14 protein-coding genes and 1 pseudogene are annotated in these 15,508 nt (G+C 33.8%); 3 read left to right on the top strand and 12 right to left on the bottom strand.

The genetic code is table 11. From position 1 onward, the window contains the following. Positions 1 to 163: 163 nt before the first annotated feature. From HF990_RS10590 to HF990_RS10580, 3 genes are all read right to left on the bottom strand, one after another. The gene (locus HF990_RS10590) at positions 164 to 583 is read right to left on the bottom strand and encodes a pyridoxamine 5'-phosphate oxidase family protein (RefSeq protein ID WP_016838968.1); all 420 of its coding nucleotides are present in this window, start codon (positions 581 to 583) and stop codon (positions 164 to 166) included. A 64-nt stretch (positions 584 to 647) separates the two neighbouring features. Further along, positions 648 to 1,532, bottom strand: a complete 885-nt coding sequence (locus HF990_RS10585) for a patatin-like phospholipase family protein (protein ID WP_016838969.1) — start codon at positions 1,530 to 1,532, stop codon at positions 648 to 650. 159 nt (positions 1,533 to 1,691) lie between these two features. After that, positions 1,692 to 1,880 (bottom strand): hypothetical protein, encoded by a 189-nt coding sequence (locus HF990_RS10580; protein ID WP_172597866.1) that lies wholly within the window; start codon positions 1,878 to 1,880, stop codon positions 1,692 to 1,694. Between the two features lie 139 nt (positions 1,881 to 2,019). On the opposite strand from HF990_RS10580, the pseudogene HF990_RS10575 reads away from it, so the two are divergent. Next, positions 2,020 to 2,265 (top strand): annotated as a pseudogene (locus tag HF990_RS10575) (Lrp/AsnC ligand binding domain-containing protein); the annotation flags it as partial. Between the two features lie 165 nt (positions 2,266 to 2,430). Here HF990_RS10575 and HF990_RS10570 read toward each other — a convergent pair. Next, positions 2,431 to 2,808, bottom strand: a complete 378-nt coding sequence (locus tag HF990_RS10570) for a hypothetical protein (protein ID WP_168412565.1) — start codon at positions 2,806 to 2,808, stop codon at positions 2,431 to 2,433. An 86-nt stretch (positions 2,809 to 2,894) separates the two neighbouring features. Beyond that, positions 2,895 to 3,122 carry a hypothetical protein gene (locus HF990_RS10565; RefSeq protein WP_168412564.1) on the bottom strand — a complete coding sequence of 76 codons (228 nt, stop codon included), beginning with the start codon at positions 3,120 to 3,122 and terminating at the stop codon, positions 2,895 to 2,897. Positions 3,123 to 3,558: 436 nt separating this feature from the next. On the opposite strand from HF990_RS10565, the gene HF990_RS10560 reads away from it, so the two are divergent. Continuing rightward, the gene (locus HF990_RS10560) at positions 3,559 to 3,768 is read left to right on the top strand and encodes a DUF6366 family protein (protein WP_168412563.1); all 210 of its coding nucleotides are present in this window, start codon (positions 3,559 to 3,561) and stop codon (positions 3,766 to 3,768) included. A gap of 305 nt (positions 3,769 to 4,073) precedes the next feature. Here HF990_RS10560 and HF990_RS10555 read toward each other — a convergent pair whose 3' ends face one another. From HF990_RS10555 to HF990_RS10530, 6 genes are all read right to left on the bottom strand, one after another. Further along, positions 4,074 to 4,532: a hypothetical protein gene (locus HF990_RS10555; RefSeq protein WP_168412562.1), complete on the bottom strand. Its 459-nt coding sequence runs from the start codon at positions 4,530 to 4,532 to the stop codon at positions 4,074 to 4,076. Between the two features lie 89 nt (positions 4,533 to 4,621). Then, complete coding sequence (locus HF990_RS10550) at positions 4,622 to 5,599, bottom strand: restriction endonuclease (RefSeq protein WP_168412561.1); 978 nt, start codon at positions 5,597 to 5,599, stop codon at positions 4,622 to 4,624. A 105-nt stretch (positions 5,600 to 5,704) separates the two neighbouring features. Beyond that, positions 5,705 to 8,692 carry a type III restriction-modification system endonuclease gene (locus tag HF990_RS10545; RefSeq protein ID WP_168412560.1) on the bottom strand — a complete coding sequence of 996 codons (2,988 nt, stop codon included), beginning with the start codon at positions 8,690 to 8,692 and terminating at the stop codon, positions 5,705 to 5,707. A 15-nt stretch (positions 8,693 to 8,707) separates the two neighbouring features. After that, positions 8,708 to 10,576: a site-specific DNA-methyltransferase gene (locus HF990_RS10540; protein WP_168412559.1), complete on the bottom strand. Its 1,869-nt coding sequence runs from the start codon at positions 10,574 to 10,576 to the stop codon at positions 8,708 to 8,710. Then, a complete protein-coding gene (locus HF990_RS10535) occupies positions 10,576 to 11,343 on the bottom strand; it encodes a DUF4391 domain-containing protein (protein ID WP_168412558.1) in 768 nt (255 codons plus the stop codon). Before HF990_RS10535 ends, HF990_RS10540 begins: the two co-directional genes overlap by 1 nt. A 9-nt stretch (positions 11,344 to 11,352) precedes the next feature. Continuing rightward, the gene (locus tag HF990_RS10530; RefSeq protein WP_168412557.1) at positions 11,353 to 14,598 is read right to left on the bottom strand and encodes a helicase-related protein; all 3,246 of its coding nucleotides are present in this window, start codon (positions 14,596 to 14,598) and stop codon (positions 11,353 to 11,355) included. A 520-nt stretch (positions 14,599 to 15,118) separates the two neighbouring features. On the opposite strand from HF990_RS10530, the gene HF990_RS10525 reads away from it, so the two are divergent. After that, positions 15,119 to 15,271, top strand: coding sequence for a hypothetical protein (locus tag HF990_RS10525; RefSeq protein ID WP_168412556.1), 153 nt, complete (start codon positions 15,119 to 15,121; stop codon positions 15,269 to 15,271). Between the two features lie 116 nt (positions 15,272 to 15,387). On the opposite strand, the gene HF990_RS10520 is transcribed toward HF990_RS10525, so the two are convergent. Beyond that, on the bottom strand, positions 15,388 to 15,508 hold a 121-nt coding region (locus HF990_RS10520; RefSeq protein ID WP_141603313.1), incomplete at its 5' end, for a transposase.

Here is a 15,508-nt window from a genome sequence, read left to right as displayed (position 1 = left end):
TAAAAAATTAAAAAACATCAATAAATAAACATTGATCAACTTTTTCTATAAAATTGAAAACGACTCAAGCTTCCTACATTTTGAAGCCTAAGCCGTTTATGTTGTTAACTTAGTAAATATTATTTTTTCAAATTGATAGGACTATCAGCAATAGTTCTATCAATTAAAATTGAATAATTTTCGGATCTTTTCCTTTCGAATTCATGATGCGAATTTGAGAAGGAACGATTTTTAAAACTACCATATTCGGATCATCTGGACCATCGAACCAAAATCTTAATACTTTGTTCCACACTTTTTCTTTCATTCCTTCATCGGATGAAACTTCCGCTTTTCCTTCTATTTCTAAATAGGCATCGCCAAATCCTTTCCCATCATAACCAATTAAAATATGTGTGTATGGATTTTTCGAAAGTTCTTCAACTTTATGGGTATTTTTGCTCGTAACCGTATACAAAGTGAAATTATCGTTATAAAACGTCATATAGCGAGTGTGAGGTTTATCTCCTTCAATGGTAGCCATTGTTCCAATTAACTGATTATTTAATATTTTTTCAGCAATTTCTTTATCTGTTTTTGGCATTGCAACCACTCCATTTGACCTTTTTAATTTTAGTATTTCATAAATTCCTAAAAATATGTGATTGTTAAATAACGGGTCGCCAATTTTTTAGAAATTCTTCAGTTCTTGCCCTTCCCAATTGAATTAATTGCTCTTTTGCATCATCATCTAAATCAAATTGTGTAGCACTATATTGTTCAACAGGAATGAAGATAATATTTTTTTCGTGTCTTCTTGAGATATATCGATTATCGTGGGCATTCATCATCGCCTTAAATAATGCTTCAAATAAATTTAACCCATTATCAATTATCTGTGGTGGAATTTCTCCTTCTGGTCTGCTGAGTTTTAATCCTAATAATGGCCTTTTCCTTTTACCGTTATCATAAATCCATAATGGAAAATTGCTTAATACCCCACCGTCAACGAATACGGAATCTCCTTTTCCATTACTTAACATGACCGGCTCAAAGAAAAAAGGAATACCACAGCTCATTCTCAACGCTTTTGCGACAGAAAAATCTCTCCAGTCCTTTCCATATAAATGCAAGTCATCAGGTATGACAATTATGCGACCATTCGTTAAATCGGAGGTGACAACTTTCAATGAATCCTTTGGTAAATCCCCAAATGTATACACATCTTTTTCTGCTAGTTTTTTGTACAACCATCTTTCTAGCGCTTTTCCTTTGTACAATCCTAATCGAAAATATAAATTCAGCCATTTTATAAAAGGAAGAGTTTTTGAAAATTTGGGTGGATCAAGAAGCGATTTTGTATCTAATTCTTCTAATGCCTTTTCAATCTCTTTTACGGTAAACCCTGCCGCGATAAATGCAGCTACGATTGAACCAGCACTCGTTCCTGCGACTCTTTTAAAGATAAAACCCTTCTCACTCAAAACTTGATAGGCACCAACAAACGCAAAAGCTTTTATTCCACCACCTGAAAAAACACCATCAATTTCCATTTTCTCTCTCCCTTATTTTTCATTGGTATACTTTAAGAAAAAATAAGGGATTTTAGAACTATTTATCGAAAATAATCGAATCAATAAGAAAAAATTCGCAAGTTCCATAACAGTGTAGACTGTTTATTCGGAATGCTTGCGAATTTTTGGTAATATTGATTACTCATTTAAGATAGAAGGATTTTGCTTACTAGAGGGTTTACGTTTATTTTCATTTTGATTTTCTTTTTTTGCTTTTTCATTTTGACCTATCACATCTAAATCATCGGGACTTAAATCATATCCATATCCATACTCTTCCCGATCTAATTGATTTCTTTTCTTCTTTGACAATGTAGTCACCTCCATTGGACTTAATTTGTCACAAACCCATTATTTTATACTGAAATATGAATCACTAATAATTACATCATTGAAATAGTAAAAAAAGACGAACCCAAATGATTCGCCTCTTACTTTAAATTCTCTTCTTATCCAGATCTCTTCTATCCAATGTATAGTAGAAGCAACCGTTAAAAACGGAGATTATAAATCCTTTAAAAATTTTATAGAAGGTCTGCCAAATGTGGAGTTTTGTTACCGTATATCAGGAAAAGCATGCTTTATGCTTAAACTGCAATTTGAAAGCTTTTCCAAGGTAGAAGAGTTTATCAATGATGTAAGTCCATACGCAACTAACGTCAACCATTTCATTTTTTCCAAGGTTCAAACAATGATGAAATTTCGTGAATGAAAATTAATCTACTCGACTTTCTTTACTGTATACGGGGCATTCCAAACAAAATATCATGTTTTAGCTAGCTCTTTTTTAGAAGAGCATAACCACCAATATTTCTCAATAAAATCTTGTTCATATAATAAGTTTCTGTACACAGCATCTTTAGAACTATAAAATTTGTTATTTGTTTAGTTGAGACTGTTTAACAGCATCGTCCATCTTTTTGTTATATTTATCTTGATTCTTTAAAAACTCCTTCATTGTTACTGTTTCAATTTCTTCACCAGTTACTCCATTTTTTAAATGAACTTTAACTTTTTCAGCTTTTGGTGAATCTACAGTAATTAATTCTATATCCCCTTCTTTTATCACAGGTGTTCCTATTTCTGGTGAAAGTTCTACGTTGTTATTGAAAGGTTTTCCATTTCTAAATTCCTCTACTTTAAATGATAAAGGTGAATCTGCAGAAACTGTTTTATTAAATAAGGTTTCTTTTGTCATACCAACTGTAAAACCTAAAATAACAGAAAATAAACCTAAAAATATTATTTTTTTCATTTTGAACCTCCCACTTTCAGAATATATTAAGTTAATTATTTAGAAACATACATGGAATTGCCTTTTACTCTAGTAATAGGACTTGCTCATCCAAGCGTAAAATCTACGGAAGGTCCAGCCATACTATGTCGAGTTACACCATCCATATCTGTAAAATTAAAATAAGTATTGCTACTTAAAGTAAATTGATATCCTGTTAAACCGAAATCTGAAGCCGGAACAGTTGCTTCTGCCATAATCCATCTTAATCCATCTGAAGTTGATGTAATAGTTCTCCATAGGTGTACCGTGACAAGTTGAACAAGGTTCTTCAAATCCACCTAGAGTCATTTTTTTAGGATCGTACATTAATTGAGTTCCAACCATATCCTTTTTTGAGCTATTATGTCCAACCCAATAACGTGCTGTTATTTTTCCAGATGTAGCTTTTTTTGTAACATTAATTGCATAATAAGTACCACCTCGATTTACATAAGGAATAGAATACATTCCAGTAGAATCGTTATAGGTAGGTTCAACATCATATCTTGTTGCAGCTCCACCAACTTTTAACCCTGCATTGTAAAAAACAACAAAAAGTGTGCATAAGATTAAAACCAAACCGATTCTTCCTATAATTAGAAAAGCTATCAATATTTATTTAAATTGGAATAATATTCGAAATAAATCTCAATCTATTATAAAATAATTTATAATTTATTAAGCTTTAAATTTGGATAATTTAGATAGATAAAGGAGGTTGATTTTTTGATGAAACATGGGGAATCTCCCAAAGAGACAAGAGAAAGAATGAGATTTGAAGAAATTAAAAAAAATCCAACAGGTACACTAAATGATGGGTTTAATCGAACTGAAAATGGGAGTTTGGGAAATTTAGGAGAAGGTATAGGATGGAAAGGTATAGGAATATTAATTTTAGTACTATTTATTGGTTTTGTGATATACCAACTTTTATTTTAATGAATTGAAACATACTAAAAATGAGTAGTACAAACCAAGGCTGAACTGCTCCCTGTCAAAACCAATATAGAATTTCCGTTAATTTCTCGAAATGTCCGCAACCCTACTTGTATCAGGGGTTGTGGGCGTTTTGATATTCAATAAATATCCTGGTGTAATCGTCAATTATTTTAAGTATGTGACCAGTTTGGTGACCAATTTTCATTCGGTTAACTCATTGTATTGATAAAGGGCAGTTCTAATGAATGGACAAACTATTTGGCAAGAACATATGAGCCAAAAATTATCTACTAAACATTAATCATTTACTGATGTGATTTTACGCCTTTAAGTAAAGAGATTATTTGTTTCATTTTGCCTTCCAATTTATAGACATCTTCTTTTGCCCTATCAATTAAACCTTCATGCTTTTCAAGCGCTTTCTGGCGATTATATTCCAACAGAGAATCTGTATCTTCCATATGTATAAAATCGTCATCGATTTCTGTACTCTCTCTATCGAAATCAAATTTTGCAAGCTCATACACATTACTATTATACGAAGTAAGATCGATTATATCTTCACATAAATTCCCAATACGTTCTTTATCAAATCGAGCACTCTCATGATGGACTTTCATTACACTATCTTGCAAGTCATGAGCAATGGAGATTATATTTTCTACCGTTTCCAGTGATAAGGATCTGTTTGCTGGTTTAAATAAACTATTGTGGAATCTCTCGCTTTCTTTTTCTAATTGCACTAGGTAATGCTTTAGGCTCATTTTTATAATCATCCCTTCTTTCATAATTTAGTAGATGATATGATAGAAGGGATTCTATTATGATACCGAACCTCATTTTCTTATGTTAATTATTCCGGAACATACACTTTTTGCAATGGTAACAATGCTCTTTTATCTGAAGGTATTTTTTCGTACCATTCAACAATTAGTCTTACTAATTCTTCAAGATCAACCAGGCGGACTGAATTGTGTTTGGCTACCGCTTCAGCTTGAGAAGTAAACCCACCTGTTGATACGAATAAACAATTCGCATCGATAGGGTTAGCACCAAGTAATTGTTGTACTTCTGGTGCAGAAGCTGCACTTTTTCGATGTTTCACTTGGACTTTAACAATCGGCTTTTCAAATCCAAATGCATCTTTAAAGGCAAGGATATCCACTCCACCGTCTGGCCCTTTTGGACTTATACGAACGTTGTAGTTCATTGCTTCTAATAAACCACCTACTAAATCTTGCAATTCCCAAGGGTCTAATATGTCTACCTTATCTTCGATCATGACAAGAGCTTTTCCAACTAAATCTTCCTTTACTTCATCTTCATCAGCCTCATCTATATCTGGCTCCCAAAATGGATGTTCAATAAATTGTTCTATTTCGTCCCCCCATTGATCGACACGGAACACAGTTAATACAGACCCTAAACTATTTTTCGCTGCTTGGGAGAGCAAATCGCGACTTACAGTGATTTCTTCCCACTCAACTCGAATATGGTTTGGATAATTTGGATTACCAATAGAATTATCAAAAAAATGCGTTTCTGTGACAGTACCTACTAGGTATTCTCTTAATTCCTTAGAATAAGTAATAACTCGATCGCCTTTTTTAATCTCAGTACTAAATCTCCAAACTTGACTAACCCAACTTCTTCTAGTACTTGGTTTGTGTTCTTGATATACTTCATTTGCTTTTTTTAACATATCTTCTTTGGTTCGATAATGCTTTGGATTACCTAATTGAGGCCATCCTATCGATGCGATCCCCTCTTCTTTCCAAACAGGAATTAACTCATTAAAATCTCCTGCCCGAATCATCCACCACTGTTCCATAACATTTCCTCCTAAAAAATGCCCCAGCACACGTTCAATTAAAGACATGTTGCCAGGGCAATGATGTTGAATTATAAAAAAGTTTAAATATTATTTTGTAGAAGCTTAAATACTTTCTTTTAGCATATCGTAGCTATCTGCTAGTTTATATTCAACTTCCGTTTGTAGTGCTTCAAAATGTTTACGTCCACATTGAATCTTTCCATCTTCCTTTAAGCGAAGATCTTCTTGGTCAGTACTACCTTTTGTTTCGACAACAAAGTATAATTTCTCGACACCCTCTTTTTCCATTAAGATTGCCCAGTCTGGGTTGTAGTTACCAAGAGGAGTATCGATAACAAATGAAGATGGAAGTTTGACAAACAGCTTTACATCCTCATCATTATTTAATTTTTCAGCAAAAGCTCTTTCTGTATTTGAATCATAGCGAATGTAGTCATATACCGATTTATTTTTTGATACTTCTACTGCGTTCGCTTTCATATAGCCAACAAGTTCTTTATTTTCAAACAAAGATTGTTGGTAATAATGATGATCTCCGATACGTTCGTATTTGATGCCATCAACGATGAGCTTTTTCTTTTCGCGATTAATGACCTTCATCACAGCTTCCATAAATGCCTGTGGATTTTTCTCGAATTCATTTAAGCGTTCAGAACCGATTAAAATCTCAACCAATGTACGGCGCTTTAAATGGGTTTGTTCTTGTAGGTAACGTAAGATGTCTGGTAGACGACGTTTCTCTTCCAACGCCTCGTACACTCTCATTGTTTGACCTTCACCCGATACACCAGAATGTTCTACTTTTAATATGGCATTTTCACGTTTAATCTTTCGTGCTTTGAAAGGCTCTAGTTTCTTTATTTCTTCAATACAACGTTTTTTAAGGGTTTCAACGTCAAGATCTACGGAATAGGTCGTTTTGTATTTGATTTGATCCCACAATTGTTTGAAATCATCACCCAATAATACTTCTTTATTCAGCTTGATGGTGACCTCATCCTTTTTGTTGAAAACAGGTAACTTTTTGATGGAACGTCTAATTATGTTCTCAATATCCTCTTTTATTTCTTCAAATTCAGCTGGTACTTCGAATGTCTCTTTTACTAATGCTTCTTTAAGTGTGTCCTTTACTTTTCCTTGCTTCGTTACATAATTTTCTTTTAATAAGTAGGCAAATATTTGAGCTGATTGATCGTATCCAATTGCACTTTCTTGACCTGTTTCTTCATCAACTTTTGTAATCGTCGCAAAAGAGTGCTCTTCAAGGTACCCAAATTTAACGCCTGTTTCTTCTTCCATTTCTTTCTGTAATGTCTCAGCAAACTCTTGATACGATTCATTTGCGATAACGGTTAAGATATTTACGTCTTCATCGTATTGGCGTTTACCTTCTTGGTTTACGGCTAAACGTAATCCACGTCCTATTTTTTGTCTTTTCGTAAATGTATCCTTTGTTTCAACAAGCGTACATATTTGAAAGACATTTGGGTTGTCCCATCCTTCTTTTAAAGCCGAGTGGGAGAAAATAAATCGTAAAGGTGTATCAAAGCTTAATAATTTTTCTTTCTCTTTCATAATTAACTCAAATGTTGATTCATCGTCTTTATTCGAACGTAACGATCCATCTTTATTCATTCGGCTATCTTTAAATTGACCTTTCTTATCTTGAGAAAAATACCCGTTATGCACTTCTTCGGCATTTCTGTTTACGATATATTGATCTTCTTTCCAAAGTGATTGATATTTTGGTAAATTAATAAGTTTTTCGTACTCTTCTTCAAACATCTTGGCGTATTTTCCTTTTTGCCATGGCTGGCCTTTTGGATAAATGCGGTAGTTTTCAACTTTGTCAATAAAGAAGAGCGTTAAAACTTTGATTCCTTTATGAACGAGACGGCGCTCTTTTTCTAAATGTGTACGAATTGCTTCACGTATTTGGTATCTTTTTAATAAATCATCGTCCATTCCACCAATCACTTCACCTAATCGCAACACTTTACCGTTTGTAAACTCTACCGATTCATTTCCTGGATAGCAGTCAATCCCTTCTACCACATATCCTTTATATAGATCCCGTTCACCGGATAAAAGGTATAAATCATTTTTCGTGTTTGGATTAATTTCTTTTTTCACACGTTTAACGGTTCCGTTTTTCTTTTTCTCGTCAATTTCAACTGTTGCTTTGTAACCATTTTTATTCGATACGCTAATGAGTTTGATATACGGATCGTTATGATCTTCATCCGAGTTTACAGATAGAACCTCAATTTTTTTTACTAACTTCTTCTCATAGGCATCAACCGGGTAAAGCTTGTACATTAAATTATATGTTTCACGATGCGTAGCCGAATAGCGCAATTTACACAATGGGTTTAAGGATGCAATTGCTTCTTTGGCTTTATCCGTATTATCGACACTTTGTGGTTCATCGATAATGACGATTGGATTTGTTTCTTGAATAAACTGTATCGGTCGTTTTCCATTCATGGAATCACGTTCACGGTGAATTAAGTTTGCCTTATTCTCTTTCTCCGGATCATCAAAGCTCTTTTTAAATGCGTCGATATTAATTATCATCACTTCGATATTAGTACTTGTAGCAAATTCACGAACTTGTTCAAGTTTGGAAGAATCATATTTAAAATAATGGCAATGTTGACCCGGGTAAAGTTCAGCAAAGTGTTCTTCTGTCATTTGGAAGGATTTATAAACCCCTTCACGAATCGCAACACTCGGAACAACGATAATAAACTTTGAAAAACCGTACAGTTTATTTAACTCAAATATCGTTCTCGTATATACATATGTTTTACCGGTACCTGTTTCCATTTCAACCGTAAAATTTCGATCCTGAATATCGGTACTTTTTTTCAAATGATTACGAACTTGAATCTTTTGAACATTCTCAAGTAACTCCGCATCTGATAATTCTAATTTGTTTCCAATTCCAAGCTCAGTTAATTCTTGTCCAACAATATTGCCCATACTAACCGTGAAATTCGACACTTTTACAGGTTGCCCTTCAAAGATATCCGTAATGGATTTAATGGCGTCGAGCTGATATTGTTGTTCATCAAACTTAATCTTCATGACTCCATCTCCTCCTTAAATGACACGGATATCTTCAACGCCATAACGTTTTAAAATTTGTTGCGCATTAATTCGAACGGTATCATCTTTAAAACCTTCATCATAAAATACTACTCGTGCTGGTTTTTGTTTAGCAATTTCTTCAATATGCTCAAGGGTTAAATCACGTTCTAAACATATAAGTAAATAACCCATTCCGACTGAATAAACAACTTTGTCCGCTACTTTCGTTTTTTCGATTGGAACCGTTAAATCTATTCCATATTTAAGAAGAATTTCATAAACAACATCTTCTTGTGTACGTCCTTCTTTAATAGGATTAATTAAATCTAATAAATCTCTTTCTAAATCTGCTGAGTCCTCATCCCAAACTTTTAAGTTCGTATCATCAAGCTTGAACACTTTGAAACCAATATCAAGGTTCTCAATACCTTCTTTGTCTTTATTCTCTTCTAATATCTTTTGACCCGCACGGCGAATACGTTCCTGTCCAATATCGCAAATTGTTCTATAACCATCTTTATAAGCTTCAGAGTTTTCATCTAATGGTTCATCTAATTGCACCATAATAAACTTTCGATTACCACCATCTTCTGAATTCAACTCCATTATTGCATGTGCAGTTGTAGCTGAGCCAGAGAAGAAATCTAAAATAATTGAATCTTTATCGGAACCTATATTGACCAAATATTTCATAAAATTAACGCCTTTAGGGTAGTCAAAATAAGCTTTGTCAGCAAATAATCTTTTTAATTCAACTTTTCCCCCACTAAAATTTTGAATGTTTTTTGGTGCATTATAGCCCGATTGTTTGAAGCAAGGAACATATTTTCCATTCCGTTCTACAATAACAATTTCTTCTTTACGCTCTAAAAAAGTTTCTATTCCCCAACGCCAACGATGTAAAACATTGTTTCTCTTTCCAGGACGAATAGGTATATATCCCTTAGATAATAATGTACTGTCATCTTTATACACCAACTTTTCATCATTTGTATGAACTTTCGAAAAATCATAATCCTTTAATGGGATCATATCTTCAGTTTCTGGATGATAATAAATTGTATACCCCATTTCTAGTCGAGTACTTAATGGTGTAGGTGCATCATTCAAATTTCTCAATGATTCAGATGTTTTATCAACTCGATTAATTTTTGCTTTATTAATATTTTTAGAAAATACTAAGCAATATTCAACATTTTTTTGTATTAAAACACCCTCACCTGATTGATTCGCACCTGTTACTATATTCATTTGAGCTATAAAATTCGATTCTCCAAAAATTTCTATACATATTTTTTTTAAGTTCTCTAATTCATCATCACCTATACTAATAAATATAACTCCATCTTCTGTTAGTAAATTACGTGCCAATTTTAACCGGGGATACATCATATTCAACCAATCAGTATGAAATCGACCATTAGTTTCAGGGTTTGATTTCATATTCTCTTTGTTCTTTTCTTTGTAATTTTTAATGTTATCATGGAAGTCATCTTTATAGATAAAATCTTTCCCAGTATTGTACGGTGGATCAATGTAAATCATTTTCACTTTGTTGCGATAGGAGTTCTGAAGTACACGAAGTACTTCTAAATTGTCTCCTTCAATATAAAGGTTTTTTGTTGTATCCCAGTTCACACTTTCTTCTTTGCGTGGGCGAAGTGTACCTGTCGTTTGTTTTTGCGCAAGTTGAATCGCTTTTGTTTTTCCATTCCATGTAAACTCGTAGCGCTCTTGTTCCTTTTCGACATGTTCGCCAAATGTGAGCAAGAGTTTTTCGAAATCAATTTTGTTTTCTGTAAATACTTCTGGGAAAAGTTGTTTTAGTTTTTCAATGTTATCTTGTACAACGTTAAATGTTTTTCCATCTAATTTTTGCATCAGTTACACAACTCCTTTAATTCACTTATTAGTGATTGAATGTTCTCTTCGATTTGTTTCATTTCCATATGAAGTTCTATCTTTGTGCCAAAGTCTAAAACTTGATTTTGCTTTTGTTTTAACTCTTCTAATTGAGATTTTTTCCCGTAGATATCTGTTACCCTAGAAATGATTAGATCACGTTTTTCAATCTCTGTTGGAAAGGACTCTATCCACTCGATGATTGGTGAACACTGTATCCAACGATTCAAGTCATCATAAAATTTGTAGAAATTAACAAACGATTGATTCGAGCACTTTAAGGCGTTAAGCAACCTCTGGTAAGAACTGATGGTGCTATTTGGATGAAACCACCCAGTCAGTAGTGGCTCATCCATCACTACTTTCGTTGGATCATTTTTATTCAACCGCTTATGACAGGTACTCAGCAACCACTCTTGTTCATGGGACTCCGTAATCAGAACAACAGGATTGGGAATCGATTTATGAATCGCTTGAATAATGCGTGTAACATGTTCATTCGTACGGAATTGTACATAAATCCATACTACTTCGGCATAGTGATGTTCCTCTGACTGATATGGAGAGATATTCATACTTTGTCGATTCATTACACTCAGTAAGTATATGCCTTCTATTTGAGAAGTAAATAGCTCCTTCTCCTTTTTCGATAAGTCCCCTTGAGAAAAGAATGTTTTTTTTGGAATTTTTCGGTTTAACACCGTTCTTTGTGGTATCTCAAACTTCTCTATAGCCCATTCTCGCAACCTTCTCACCTACTTAATGATTAAAAACGAAATTAATTCAAAGTCTTCTGACGTTGTGTGTGTATCAACTAATAAACTTGAGTCCCCTAAACTAAATAAAGATTCCATGCCTTTTTCTTCAACAATTCCTAATATAAATTCAACAACCGTATCTAATAATGACTTATAATCAGACACGTCCTCTAATTCATGCGTTTCTTCATGAAATTGCAAAATTAAGTCTGTAAACAACTCATTTTGGCCCATACAAACTTTTCGATACAGGTCGAGTATTTGCTTTGTCTTCGAATGACCTAACAAAATGTCACCATCATTACTTACATACACAAGGTAATAAGGATACAACGCACTCGTTTCTTTAATTTTCGCTTGAGCGTTCCGTTGTTTTATACAGAAAATGACGCCTGGTTTTGCTTCACCATTAGGAGTTAAATGTTTAGACGTGATTGCATACATACCTAACGGAGCCGTTTCTAAATCAAGTTTATGTTTATTCATATAATCGACTAAATCCATTTTGAAGTCGTTTAACGTTAAGTCAGTAATCGAGATCCCGCTTGACATATCTTCTAGGTCGATTACTTCTTCTTGCAGTTGTTTCAACTGTTTTGCACGATACTCCAGATCATTCATTTTTTTCTTTTCATCATACTCGATGACATTTTCCTCTCCCGTTGCCGATATGTCTAATAAAACCATCCGACCGCTTACACGAGCTTCTAAATTGATATACTCGTCTAAATCCATGTTTGGCCAAAAGTTCACGAGCTGAATTACATCATTTTTTGATCCAAGACGATCGATTCGTCCAAAGCGTTGAATAATTCTAACTGGATTCCAATGAATATCGTAATTAATTAAATAATCACAGTCTTGTAAGTTTTGACCTTCAGAAATACAATCTGTTGCAATAAGTAGGTCAATTTCTTCAATTGCCTTTTCATCCACTTTATTTCGTTCTTTCGATTCTGGTGAAAAGTAGGTTAAGATAGTATTTAAATCTTTAGAAATATCGCCAATCGTTGTTTTATTCCCACCTGTTCCCGTTACAAGGGCTGTGTGAAGCCCATATTCATTGAGCATCCATTCGGACAGCTCATTATATAAATAACTCGCTGTATCAGCAAAAGCAGTGAAGACAATGATTTTTTTATTATTTGGGTTAATTGGATTTGTCACCTTATGATGAATAATAGACTTTAATTCTAATAGTTTAGCATCCCTGCAAGGTTTGACTTTTGCCGCTTCCACAAGAAGTTTCTCTAGCTTTTGTTTATCCTCTTCAAGGTCTTGGCGCCACTTGATTTGATCTATATCTTGAATCAGCACTTTTACTTTCGATCCAATTAACATATCTTCTACTTCATCGTCATCGATATTAATATCAGTAATACTAATCGATTGATCCGTAAATTGATGGATATTTTCAAGCTTATTTAATAGTTCATCGATTTTCTCAAGTAATGCCGCAATCGTCATACCGAACGAGTAAATAGAACTCTCCATACGCTTTAATAAATTCACACGCATTAAGTGAACGAGACTGCGTTCCCTATCAATTTGCTTAAAAACAGACCCACCTTTAACTTGAATATCGTATTTCTTGCTATATTCGGCTTGTTTCTCAGGCAAAACATATTTTAATGGTGAGTAGGCGCTTAAATTCAAACGATTAATTATTTTGTTAACCTCTTTTATTTCAGGAAACTCTTTTTCTGCATCGATATCAGGATGAACATTTTTCGGTTTTAATCTTTCAGGAAATTTCCCTATCTCTGACATGTTGTAATACTTTTCAATATGCTTACGAGATCTCGCAATCGTCACAGCATCCAACAATTTAAAGTAGTCAAAGTTTAACATTTCTAATAGTGTATCTGTCTTCCGTTCCTCTTCGTCCAACTTTAACCATTTATTAAACGCTTGTTGAGCTCTTCTTAATGTAAATTCAATGCTATCAATACCTGCAGATTCAAGCGCGTCATCTTTTCCTTCCGTAATAAAAGCAACTTGGTTTTTCAGATCATTCATCTTGTTATTGACCGGTGTAGCTGAAAGCATTAATACTTTCGTTTTGACACCAGATTTAATAATTTGATTCATTAAACGTGAATATCGTGTTTCTCGATCCTTACGAGCTTCATTATTACGGAAATTATGTGATTCATCAATAACAACTAAATCATAGTTACTCCAGTTGACTGTTGCTAGGTTAATATCTCCAGACATACCACTATATCGACTTAGATCTGTATGATTTAATACATCATAATTAAAACGATCTGCTGCCAAAACATTTCGCTTATCGTTTTGTGTATAAATAAGCCAGTTCTCTCTTAACTTTTTCGGACACAACACTAACACTCGGTCATTTCGCAGCTCGTAATATTTAATTACAGCTAATGCCTCAAACGTTTTACCGAGACCAACACTATCAGCGATGATACATCCATTGTATTTTTCAAGCTTATCAATGGCTCCTAATACCCCGTCTTTTTGGAATTTATATAATTTGTTCCAAATGACCGTATCTTTAAAGCCTGTTTTGGATTTTACGATATCATCTTCACTCAATTCTTCTAAAAAGTCTTTAAAGATATTATAAAGGGTCACATAATACAGAAACTCAGGTGTATTATCTCGATAGATTTTCTCTATGTGGCTAAGTACTTCTTGTTTTACACTTTCGACCTGCTCTTCGTTGTTCCAAATTAAATCAAACCAGTTAATATAATTCATGGCTTGTCCAGGTTCTTTAATTAGCGAATTCATTTCATAGTTAGATGAATACGTATATCCTAATCCACTACTTGTGAAATGTGAGGTACCTTGAATCGCAATTGAATCATCATTCTTGTTTTGAACATGAATAAGGTTCCCTTGTGCCATTGGTAATTTTAATGACTTCATATCAACTTTTGAGCGAATCCAATCAGCACATTCACGAGCAATTTTCGCTTGGTTGAGCTCGTTCCGAAACTTCACTTCTAAGTCTGTTCCAGACAAACTTTTTTCCCGCTTAAGTTTTTCTTGCATAACTAACGGATCTGGTATTTTGAAATCCTGTATAAATGTTGGGCTGTTGAATAAAAATCGAACTTCATCTACTTTTAATAACTCTTTCTTAAGAGATTCGAAAGCATAAATTGTAAAATAAGACGACATAATTGATAATTTTGAGCCCTTTTTAAGGTAAGGCTTTAACTCATCCCCAACATTTCCATGCGTTTTATTATCTAGCATTTTGCCATACATGTTATTTCCCCCTATAACCATAAGAAGCAACCAGTTATTTTCCATTAACTATTATTCTACAAAAAAATATATGACAGGTGTATTTTTACGACAAAAAATCGACAAAACTTGTCATGACTATAAACAATTATCCTATGTTCTAAATTTCAAATAACTTTACTCAATATGGACTTATTTATTATTAAATGATTAATCCTAAAAACGGTCTAAAACTATTAAAAAATAAAACTCCTTTATAGAGGAAAAATGAGATATATTTTCTCTATCCTCCACCACTTCAAATCAATAGGCGTACCCCACCCGTTTCATGCCCCACCCCTTTTGTAGCCGATATTTATTCATTTTGGATGAGTATCAGTTTTTTTGTTTTACAGAGACGGCTAGCTTGGTGAAAAGAAAGCAACTGAAAGGAGGTGATGGATCATGACCATGAGAGACAAGGAAGAAAAACAAAAATTAAAAAAGGAGGAAGAAGATACGCATAAAAAAACTCGCATTAATTCTTGTGAAGTCAAAAGAAATGGATAAGTGGGTGCCAGTTCAATTTCTTGTTAAATACGGTATTAAAAACGTCAATATTCTCGACCTAGAAGCTAAAGGATTGCTTCTTGTTAAAAATAGCGAATCCCACGGTCGATTATTGAAGCTTACTTTAAAAGTAAGCGTAAAATAACGCCCACGTGTTTTTTCGTGGGCGTTTCAGACTGTCGACAAACCCCAACTCAAATGCTTCATTTGAGTTGGGGTTTGTCTTTTTTTGCTCATCATTTTCTAAGATTCTTCTCTTATTTAGGCTGGACATGGTCTTTTCCATGTCCAGTTTGCCATTTTCTTTAAGTTCATGGCAGCGAAAGTAAGCATCGCCTGCATGGACAATTTTTCCAGTCCTCGTAGAGTTGTCCATCGCATG

Source organism: Ureibacillus thermosphaericus (assembly GCF_012396605.1).
Classification (GTDB): domain Bacteria; phylum Bacillota; class Bacilli; order Bacillales_A; family Planococcaceae; genus Ureibacillus; species Ureibacillus thermosphaericus.
Note: the sequence above shows the minus strand (reverse complement) of the source record. Positions and strands in the feature narration are given on the sequence as shown.

What these genes read in the sequence shown, in the direction of transcription:
- HF990_RS10580 (WP_172597866.1), bottom strand. Translation starts at nt 1,880, where the DNA reads ATGGAGGTGACTACATTGTCAAAGAAGAAAAGAAATCAATTAGATCGG.
- HF990_RS10555 (WP_168412562.1), bottom strand. Translation starts at nt 4,532, where the DNA reads ATGAGCCTAAAGCATTACCTAGTGCAATTAGAAAAAGAAAGCGAGAGA.
- HF990_RS10550 (WP_168412561.1), bottom strand. Translation starts at nt 5,599, where the DNA reads ATGGAACAGTGGTGGATGATTCGGGCAGGAGATTTTAATGAGTTAATT.
- HF990_RS10590 (WP_016838968.1), bottom strand. Translation starts at nt 583, where the DNA reads ATGCCAAAAACAGATAAAGAAATTGCTGAAAAAATATTAAATAATCAG.
- HF990_RS10540 (WP_168412559.1), bottom strand. Translation starts at nt 10,576, where the DNA reads ATGCAAAAATTAGATGGAAAAACATTTAACGTTGTACAAGATAACATT.
- HF990_RS10525 (WP_168412556.1), top strand. Translation starts at nt 15,119, where the DNA reads ATGGATAAGTGGGTGCCAGTTCAATTTCTTGTTAAATACGGTATTAAA.
- HF990_RS10530 (WP_168412557.1), bottom strand. Translation starts at nt 14,598, where the DNA reads ATGTATGGCAAAATGCTAGATAATAAAACGCATGGAAATGTTGGGGAT.
- HF990_RS10560 (WP_168412563.1), top strand. Translation starts at nt 3,559, where the DNA reads ATGAAACATGGGGAATCTCCCAAAGAGACAAGAGAAAGAATGAGATTT.
- HF990_RS10570 (WP_168412565.1), bottom strand. Translation starts at nt 2,808, where the DNA reads ATGAAAAAAATAATATTTTTAGGTTTATTTTCTGTTATTTTAGGTTTT.
- HF990_RS10585 (WP_016838969.1), bottom strand. Translation starts at nt 1,532, where the DNA reads ATGGAAATTGATGGTGTTTTTTCAGGTGGTGGAATAAAAGCTTTTGCG.
- HF990_RS10545 (WP_168412560.1), bottom strand. Translation starts at nt 8,692, where the DNA reads ATGAAGATTAAGTTTGATGAACAACAATATCAGCTCGACGCCATTAAA.